The following is a 7,532-nucleotide window of genomic DNA, read 5'->3' as shown; positions in this document are numbered from 1 at the left end:
ATGTATCTGACGATGTCATCTTGTTTTTTTTTTTTAAAGAAAAAGACGGCATACGATTTCTAGTACGGTCTCGTGGGCCCGAAGAGGTGAAAAAGAGACAGCCCTTGCGAACCGGGGGCCGTCCATACATGACGCAGGGGATCGTGAATGGACGTGGAGACTACTTGACCGACCGCGCCGCCCGCCACAGCCGCCAGATCCGGCGCCAGTTCGGCACCTCGATCACGCTGGTCAGCGGATCGTAGCCCGACCGCTCCATCGCGGCGAGGTAACCCTCGACGAGGGCGACCGGCAGGAAGGCGGGGGCGGCTACGCTCGCGATGCTCGCCCGCTCGTCGGCATAGGCGGCGAGGTGGCGGCGCACCAGGGCGCGCATGTCGGCGCAGGCGCCGAGCAATCCTGGGCCGCCGCGTCCCGCCACGATGTCCTCGCGGGTGACGCCATGGGCGGCGAGCACGTCCGCCGGCAGGTAGACCTGGCCGCTGCGCGCGTGCCAGGGCAAAGCCCGCAGGAGACCGGTCACCGCGTAGGCGACGCCGGCATGGCCGGCCGCCGCCGCGCCGCCGGGCTCCGAACCATTCGCCAGGACCAGGCTGCCGAGGCGGATCAGGCAGGAGGCGGTCTCGCCGCAATAGCCTTCGAGGTCGCGGATCGAGGGCATCGGGTCGTCGTAGAGGTCGAACACCCGGGCGTCGATCAGGTCGACGAGGGGCTGGCGCGGCAGGCGCGCCTTGACCAGGGTGTCGTCGAGGGCGGCCGCCACCGGATGGGCCCGCACGTCCCCGCGCGCCTCGCCCTGGAGCGCGTCGCGCCACCATTGCAGGCGCAGTTCGCCCGGCATCGGGCTCGACACGGCTTCGCGCACCCGCGCGACCTCCAGGCTGAAGGCGGCGAGCGCGTGGAGATGGGGCCGCGTCTCCACCGGGGCGTAGAGGCTGGCATACCAGCGGTCCGGGTCGCCCTCCCGGACCAGGGCCTCGCAATGGGTGTAGGCCCAGGCCGGATCCCGGATGTCGGTGCCGCTCATGACGCTTGGCTCAGACGCTTGGCTCAGACGCTTGGCTCAGGGATGTCGCCTCAAGGAACGTGGCTCAGGGCACGGCGATCAGGGCGGCGGCGACCTTGCGGTTCTCGGCCATCAGGATGTTGTAGGTCCGGGCCGCCGCGCCGGTCTGCATCACGTCGAGGCCGATGCCGGCCTCCTTGAGGAACCGGCGCAGGGATTCGGGCACGAACACGATCTCGGCCCCGGTGCCCAGCAGCAGCAGGTTGACCGCACCGGCCTCGGCCACGAGGGGGCTCAGGCTCTCCGGCGTGATGCCGGCCGGCTCGGTCACCTCCCAGGCCCGGACGCCGGAGGGCAGCGCCAGGATCGAGCCGCGATGCGACATCTCGGCAAAGCGGAAGCCCCCGCCGCCATAGGCGTCGATCGGGTGACGGCCCGGGACGAAGCCGTCGTGGAGCCGCTCCGGGCGGCTGTCCGGTGTCGCCGCCACTACTCGGCCGCCTGCGGCAGCGTCGAGGGGTCGCGCACCTGCGAGCGGCTGCCGCCCGCCTGGAGCCCGATATAGATCAGGAACGGAGTCGAGACGAAGATCGCCGAGTAGGTGCAGATCACGACGCCGGCCAGCATCACCACCGAGAAGCCCTTGATCGCCTCGCCGCCGAACAGCACCAGGGCGAGCAGGGAGAGGGCGGTCGACATCGCGGTCATCACCGTGCGCGACATGGTGGTGTTAATCGACAGGTTGAGCAGCTGCTCGGTCGGCATGGTCTTGTAGCGCCGCATCAGCTCGCGGGTCCGGTCGAACACCACGACCGTCTCGTTGAGCGAGTAGCCGACGATCGTGAGGATCGCGGCGATCGAGGTCATGTTGAACTCGATCCGGGTGATCACGAACAGCCCGACCGTGATGACGATGTCGTGCAGGGTGCCGACGATGGCGCCGAGGGCCAGCTCACGCTCGAACCGGAACCACAGGTAGAGCAGCACCGCCACGACCGAGAGCACGACGCCGATCGTCCCCGACTGCACCAGCTCGCCCGAGACGCGGGGGCCGACGGTCTCGACGCGGTCGAAGGCGTAGTCCTTGTCGAAGGCGGCGTGCGCCTTCTGCATCACCAGGGTCTGCCCGGTCTCGCCGCCGGCCTGGAGCGGGAAGCGGACCGAGATCGAGCCCTGGCCGAGCTCCTGCACCTCGGTTTCGCCGAAGCCGAAATCGTTGGCGGTGTGGCGCACCGTGCCGACATCGGAGGTGACGCCCGGCTTCGGCCGCAGCTCGACGAGGGTGCCGCCCTTGAAGTCGATGCCGAAATTGAGCCCGATCTGCAGGAACAGCACCACCGTGGCGACCGAGATCACCGCCGAGAGCGGGAAGCTGAAGCGCCGCAGGCGCATGAAGTCGAAGTGGGATTCGTCGGGCCAGAGGCGGAGGAGGCGCATCGTCGGTCTCGGAAGGGAGTGTCGGCGCGCCCCGGGCGGACGCAGCGCGTAAGGCGGGCGGCTTCGCCGCCCGCGAGAAATCCGTCAGATCGGCAGGGTCTTGGGCCGCAGGCGCTGGTACCACAGGGCGATCATCATCCGGGTCAGGGTCACGGCGGTGATGACCGTGGTCAGGATGCCGAGGATGAACACCACCGCGAAGCCGCGCACCGGCCCCGAGCCGAGGAAGAACAGGATCACGGCGGCGATCGCCATGGTGGAGTTGGAATCCACGATGGTCGCGAAGGCGCGGTCGAAGCCGGCCTGGAGCGCCGAGGGGATCGAGCGGCCGGCCCGCACCTCCTCCCGCACGCGCTCGTAGATCAGCACGTTCGAATCGACCGCGGTGCCGATGGTGAGCACGATGCCGGCGATGCCCGGCAGGGTCATGGTGGCTTCCAGCACCGACATCAGGCCGAGGATCAGCCCGACATGGACCAGGAGCGCGATGTTGGCGAAGAGGCCGAACACGCCGTAGGCGGCGAACATCAGCACCACGACGAGCACGGTCGCCACGAGGGTGGCGTTCTTGCCGGCCTCGATCGAGTCGCGGCCGAGGCCCGGGCCGACGGTGCGGCGCTCGATCACGGTCAGCTTGGCCGGCAGGGCGCCGGCGCGGAGCAGCACCGAGAGGTCGTTGGCCTGCTGCACCGTGAACCGGCCCGAGATCTGGCCCTGGCCGCCGGTGATCGGCTGCAGGATGCGGGGCGCCGAGACGACCTCGTTGTCGAGGACGATCGCCATGGCGCGGCCGACATTCTCGCTCGTCGCCTGGCCGAATTTCTGGGCACCGCGCAGGTTGAACTTGAAGTTGACGATCGGCTCGTTCGACTTCTGGTCGAAGCCCGGCTGGGCGTCGGTCAGGTCGGCGCCGTCGGCCATCACGCGGCGCTCCACCGGCACCTTCTGACCGTTGGCGTCCTTGGAGGGCAGCATGTCGACGTCGCCGGCCGGGCTGTCGGCGAGCATGCGGAATTCGAGCTTGGCGGTCTTGCCGAGCTGTTCCTCCAGGCGGGCCGGATCCTGCAGGCCCGGCACCTGGACCAGGATGCGGTCGGCGCCCTGCTGCTGGATCGACGGCTCGGTGGTGCCGCCGAGGTCGACGCGGCGGCGCACCACCTCGATCGCCTGGGTGACCGCCCGGCGCACCCGGGCGTTGAAGCCCGCATCGGTGTAGGTGAGCTGGATCAGGCCGTTCGGCTCCTCGCGCAGGTCGAGGGTGCGGGCGCCGGTCTGGCCGAGGGTGGCGTCGGTGACGGGCTGCGACAGGGCCTGCAGCTTCGGCAGCGCCTTGGCGCGGTTGGCGGCGTCGCTGATGCGCAGTTGCACGCCCCGCGGCTGCAGCTGGATGCCGCCATCGGCCTGCACGCCGGCCTCGCGCAGGGCCTGGCGCACGTCGTCGCGCAGCCCTTGCGCCATGGTGCGACCGAGGTCGTTGCGGTCGACCTCCAGCACGATCTGCGAGCCGCCCTGGAGGTCGAGGCCGAGCACGATGGCGCGGGTCGGCACGATCCAGGTCGGGAACCAGGACGGCAGCGAGGCGGTGAAATTCTTGCGCTGATCGGCCGTGAAGAAGCTCGGCACGGCGAGCGTCAGGCCGATCAGGATCACGGCGAGCGTCGCAACGGCCTTCGTGGTGGAAATACGGAGCATCCGCGGCGTCCCAACCGGTCCTCGAGTGTGCGTCAGATAGGGCGGCCCGGGGCGATTTGCCCGGGTCCGGCCCTCGCGTCAGGTTCGGCTCAGGCGGCCTTGACCGGCTCGCCCTTGGCCCGGACCTCGGCGATCATGGTGCGGACCACCTTGACCTGGACGTTCGGGGCGATCTCGACCTCGATCTCCGGGGCCTCGGTCACCTTGGCGACCCGGCCGACAATGCCGCCGGTGGTCACCACCGTGTCGCCGCGGCGCACGTTCTTGACCATGTCCTGGTGCTCCTTGGCGCGGCGCTGCTGCGGGCGCAGGATCAGGAAGTACATGATCACGAAGATCAGGATGAAGGGGACGACCTGCACGAGGATGTCCGTGCCGCCGGTCGCCCCGGCTCCCTGCGCGAAGGCGGGCGTGATCACTCTCAAGGTCTCCCGAACAAGGCGGAATCGGGCCGCGCGGGTACCCGCCGGCCTTGCAAAAGCGCGCGGACTATAGCCACGGGCGACCCGAAAGCAACGGCGGGGATCCGCGCTCCCCTGCCCTTCTGCCTGCCCTCGCCTCTAGGCGGGTTCTCGCCGTCCGGCCCAGGGATTAAGAGGCCCCACCCGCACGTCCGTTCCTGCGCAGGATTGCAAAGCTCGCCCGCGATGACCGACCAGACCCGCTCAAGCCCCTCCGAGACCGACCTGCTCCCCGTGCTGCTGCGCATCGCCGCGGCCCTGGAGCGCGCAGCCCCCCCGGCGATCCCGCGCCCGGATTTCTCGGCGGCCGACGCCTTCGTGTGGCAGCCGGAGGGCCGGCTCCAGCCGGTGCCGCGGGTCAACCGGGTCGAGATGGGCTTGTTGCGCGGCATCGACCGGATGCGCGACATCCTGTTCGACAATACCGAGCGCTTCGCCCGCGGCCTGCCGGCCAACAACGCGCTCCTGTGGGGCGCCCGCGGCATGGGCAAGTCCTCGCTCGTCAAGGCGGTCCATGCCGAGATCAACGCCCGGGGGCTGGAGCGGCCGCTGAAGCTCGTCGAGATCCATCGCGAGGACATCGAGGGCCTGCCCGCCCTCATGGGCCTGCTGCGGCCGGACCCGCACCGCTTCGTGGTGTTCTGCGACGACCTGTCCTTCGACGCCGAGGACACCTCGTACAAGTCGCTCAAGGCGGCGCTCGACGGCGGCATCGAGGGCCGGCCCGACAACGTCCTGTTCTACGCCACCTCGAACCGGCGCCACCTCCTCGCCCGCGACATGATGGAGAACGAGCGCTCGACGGCGATCAATCCGGGCGAGGCGGTCGAGGAGAAGGTCTCGCTCTCGGACCGGTTCGGCCTGTGGCTCGGCTTCCACAAGTGCAGCCAGGACGAGTATCTGGCGATGATCGACGCCTACGTGGCGCGTTACGGTCTCCAGGTCGAGCCGGAGCGGCTGCGGGCCGAGGCCCTCGAATGGTCGACCACCCGCGGGGCGCGCTCGGGGCGCACGGCCTTCCAATACATCCAGGACCTGGCGGGGCGGCTGGGGCAGAGGCTGGAGTGAGGGCTCCATTGCCTGCATCCACGGTCCTGACATCCACCGCGTCGTCCCGGGCCCGCGACGTGGCCCCGGGACGACGCGGAGGGCGGCAGTTGCGGCGGGATACGGTCGCCATTTCCCAGAACGCAGGAAAGGCGGAGCACGCGGCCCCGCCTCCCCTCTCCCGATCGGTCTGGCGTCAGTTGCTCGCCAGGTGCGGCATCGGGTCGACCGGGGTCGCGCCCTTGCGGATCTCGAAGTGCAGCTGCGGCGAGGTGACGTTGCCCGAGGCGCCGGACTTGGCGATGGTCTGGCCGCGCTTCACCTTCTCGCCGGGGCGCACGTCGATCTCGCCGTTATGGGCATAGGCCGACACGTAGCCGTTGGCATGGCGCACCAGGACCAGCTTGCCATAGCCCTTCACGTCGCTGCCCGCATAGGCCACGGTGCCCTCCTCGGCAGCCTTGACCGGCGTGCCCTCGGGCACCGCGATGTTGATGCCCTCGTTGCCGCTCGAACCGTAGCCGTTGATCACCCGGCCGCGGGCCGGCCAGCGGAAGCTCGCCTGCGGCTCCGGCGCGGGCGCCGCCGGGGCGACGGCCGGAGCCGGCGCCGGCTCGGGCGCCTTCTCGGGCAGGGCGGCGACCTTCACCGGCTTGACCGGCTCGGGCTTCGGCGCGGGTTCGGGCTTGGCCTTCAGCTCCGCCACCTTCTTCACCTCGGGCTTCGGCGCCTCGGCCTGCTTCGGCTCCGGCTTCTTGACCTCCGGCTTCTTGAGCTCGGGCTTCGCCGCTTCGGCGACCTTCTTCGGCTCGGGCTTCGCCTTCTCGGCGACCTTGGGCTCCGGCTTCTTCGGCTCGACCTTCGCGGCCGCCTTCGGCTCGACCTTCGCGGCAGCCTTCGGCTCGGGCTTATGGGCCTCGGGCTTGTGGGGCTTGGCCGCGACCTTCTCGTCCTCGTCGTCCTGCTGGCGTGCGGCCACCTTGGCCACGGCCTTCGGCTCGGGCCGCTGCGGCTTGGCGGCGACCCGCTCCTCGTCTTCGCGGGGCTCGGGCTTGCGCAAGGTCAGCTTGGCGGCGCGCTCGGCGGCGGCGGGCGCCACCGGCTTCGCCTCGGCCTGGCCGGGACGGACCGGCGCCTTGCGGGCCGGCTCGGGCGCCGCCTCGGCGACCCGGCGCACCGGCTCGGCCGGACGGGTCTCGGCCACCGGCGCCCGCGGGGCCGGTGCGGCCGGGACCGCGCGGGCGCTCATCGCGGGCACGCCGCCGGCATGGTAGACCGGGATCACGATCTGGCGGCCGGGCGTGACCTGCGCGGCGCTCGACAGGCCGTTGGCCTGCAGGATCGCCGCGGAGGGCACGCCGAAGCGGGTCGACATCTGGTTCAGGCTGTCATTGGCGCCGACCGTGATGGTGGTGCCGCCGGCGGCGGACCAGCCGGCCGGGCCGCCGGTCACCGGGGCCGCCGCGGCGACGCGCGGCGACTGCACCGGGGCGGAGGGCATCCCGGTGACGGGCCGGCTCGACAGCGGCGCGGCGGCCGTCGGGGCCGACAGCGGCCTGGACTGGATCGGCGTCGAGCGCACCGCCGGTGCCACCGCCCCGCCCTCGGGCAGGCTGCCGGTGGCGCCCGGATCCCCGCTCGCACTTGATGAGAACGGGTTCGAGAACGGGTCGAGCCGCACCGCATCGGTGCTGCAGGCCGCTGACGCGCCCCCGATCAGCCCGATGAGGGCGAAGCGCGACAGCGCCCGCATCCCCTTGCCTGTCCCGCGATCCGGCATCGACGCACCCGTACATCCACGCAACCGTATGAAGCGGATTCAAACCGGATTCAGGTTAAGCTTCCGTTGCGGGTCGGCTTTCCGGCTTCACCTTGAGCGTCGGAAACCT

The 7,532-nt window shown here is 70.7% G+C and carries 7 protein-coding genes; 1 reads left to right on the top strand and 6 read right to left on the bottom strand.

Features of this window, described 5'->3' with window-relative positions; translation table 11 throughout:
- Positions 1-160: 160 nt before the first annotated feature.
- The 5 genes from VQ03_RS27015 to yajC all read right to left on the bottom strand — a co-directional run bounded on the left by VQ03_RS27015 (position 161) and on the right by yajC (position 4,554).
- Positions 161-1,027: a phytoene/squalene synthase family protein gene (locus VQ03_RS27015; RefSeq protein ID WP_048454008.1), complete on the bottom strand. Its 867-nt coding sequence runs from the start codon at positions 1,025-1,027 to the stop codon at positions 161-163.
- Between the two features lie 64 nt (positions 1,028-1,091).
- Positions 1,092-1,496, bottom strand: a complete 405-nt coding sequence (locus tag VQ03_RS27010; protein WP_048454007.1) for an Mth938-like domain-containing protein — start codon at positions 1,494-1,496, stop codon at positions 1,092-1,094.
- On the bottom strand, positions 1,496-2,443 hold the full coding sequence (secF, locus tag VQ03_RS27005) for a protein translocase subunit SecF (protein WP_048454006.1): 948 nt from the start codon (positions 2,441-2,443) through the stop codon (positions 1,496-1,498). Before secF ends, VQ03_RS27010 begins: the two co-directional genes overlap by 1 nt.
- Positions 2,444-2,527: 84 nt before the next feature.
- Complete coding sequence (secD, locus tag VQ03_RS27000) at positions 2,528-4,135, bottom strand: protein translocase subunit SecD (protein WP_048454005.1); 1,608 nt, start codon at positions 4,133-4,135, stop codon at positions 2,528-2,530.
- 89 nt (positions 4,136-4,224) lie between these two features.
- Positions 4,225-4,554 carry a preprotein translocase subunit YajC gene (gene yajC / locus VQ03_RS26995; protein ID WP_048454004.1) on the bottom strand — a complete coding sequence of 110 codons (330 nt, stop codon included), beginning with the start codon at positions 4,552-4,554 and terminating at the stop codon, positions 4,225-4,227.
- Positions 4,555-4,782: 228 nt separating this feature from the next.
- Here yajC and VQ03_RS26990 point away from each other — a divergent pair, with 228 nt between their 5' ends.
- Complete coding sequence (locus VQ03_RS26990) at positions 4,783-5,664, top strand: ATP-binding protein (protein ID WP_048454003.1); 882 nt, start codon at positions 4,783-4,785, stop codon at positions 5,662-5,664.
- Between the two features lie 175 nt (positions 5,665-5,839).
- Here VQ03_RS26990 and VQ03_RS26985 read toward each other — a convergent pair whose 3' ends face one another.
- Positions 5,840-7,396 (bottom strand): peptidoglycan DD-metalloendopeptidase family protein, encoded by a 1,557-nt coding sequence (locus VQ03_RS26985; RefSeq protein WP_245292208.1) that lies wholly within the window; start codon positions 7,394-7,396, stop codon positions 5,840-5,842.
- Positions 7,397-7,532 lie beyond the last annotated feature (136 nt).

The sequence above is a fragment of the Methylobacterium tarhaniae genome, from assembly GCF_001043955.1.
In the GTDB taxonomy this organism is placed as follows: Bacteria; Pseudomonadota; Alphaproteobacteria; order Rhizobiales; family Beijerinckiaceae; genus Methylobacterium; species Methylobacterium tarhaniae.
The sequence above is the reverse complement of the archived record's forward strand: the minus strand, read 5'-3'. Positions and strand labels throughout refer to the sequence as shown.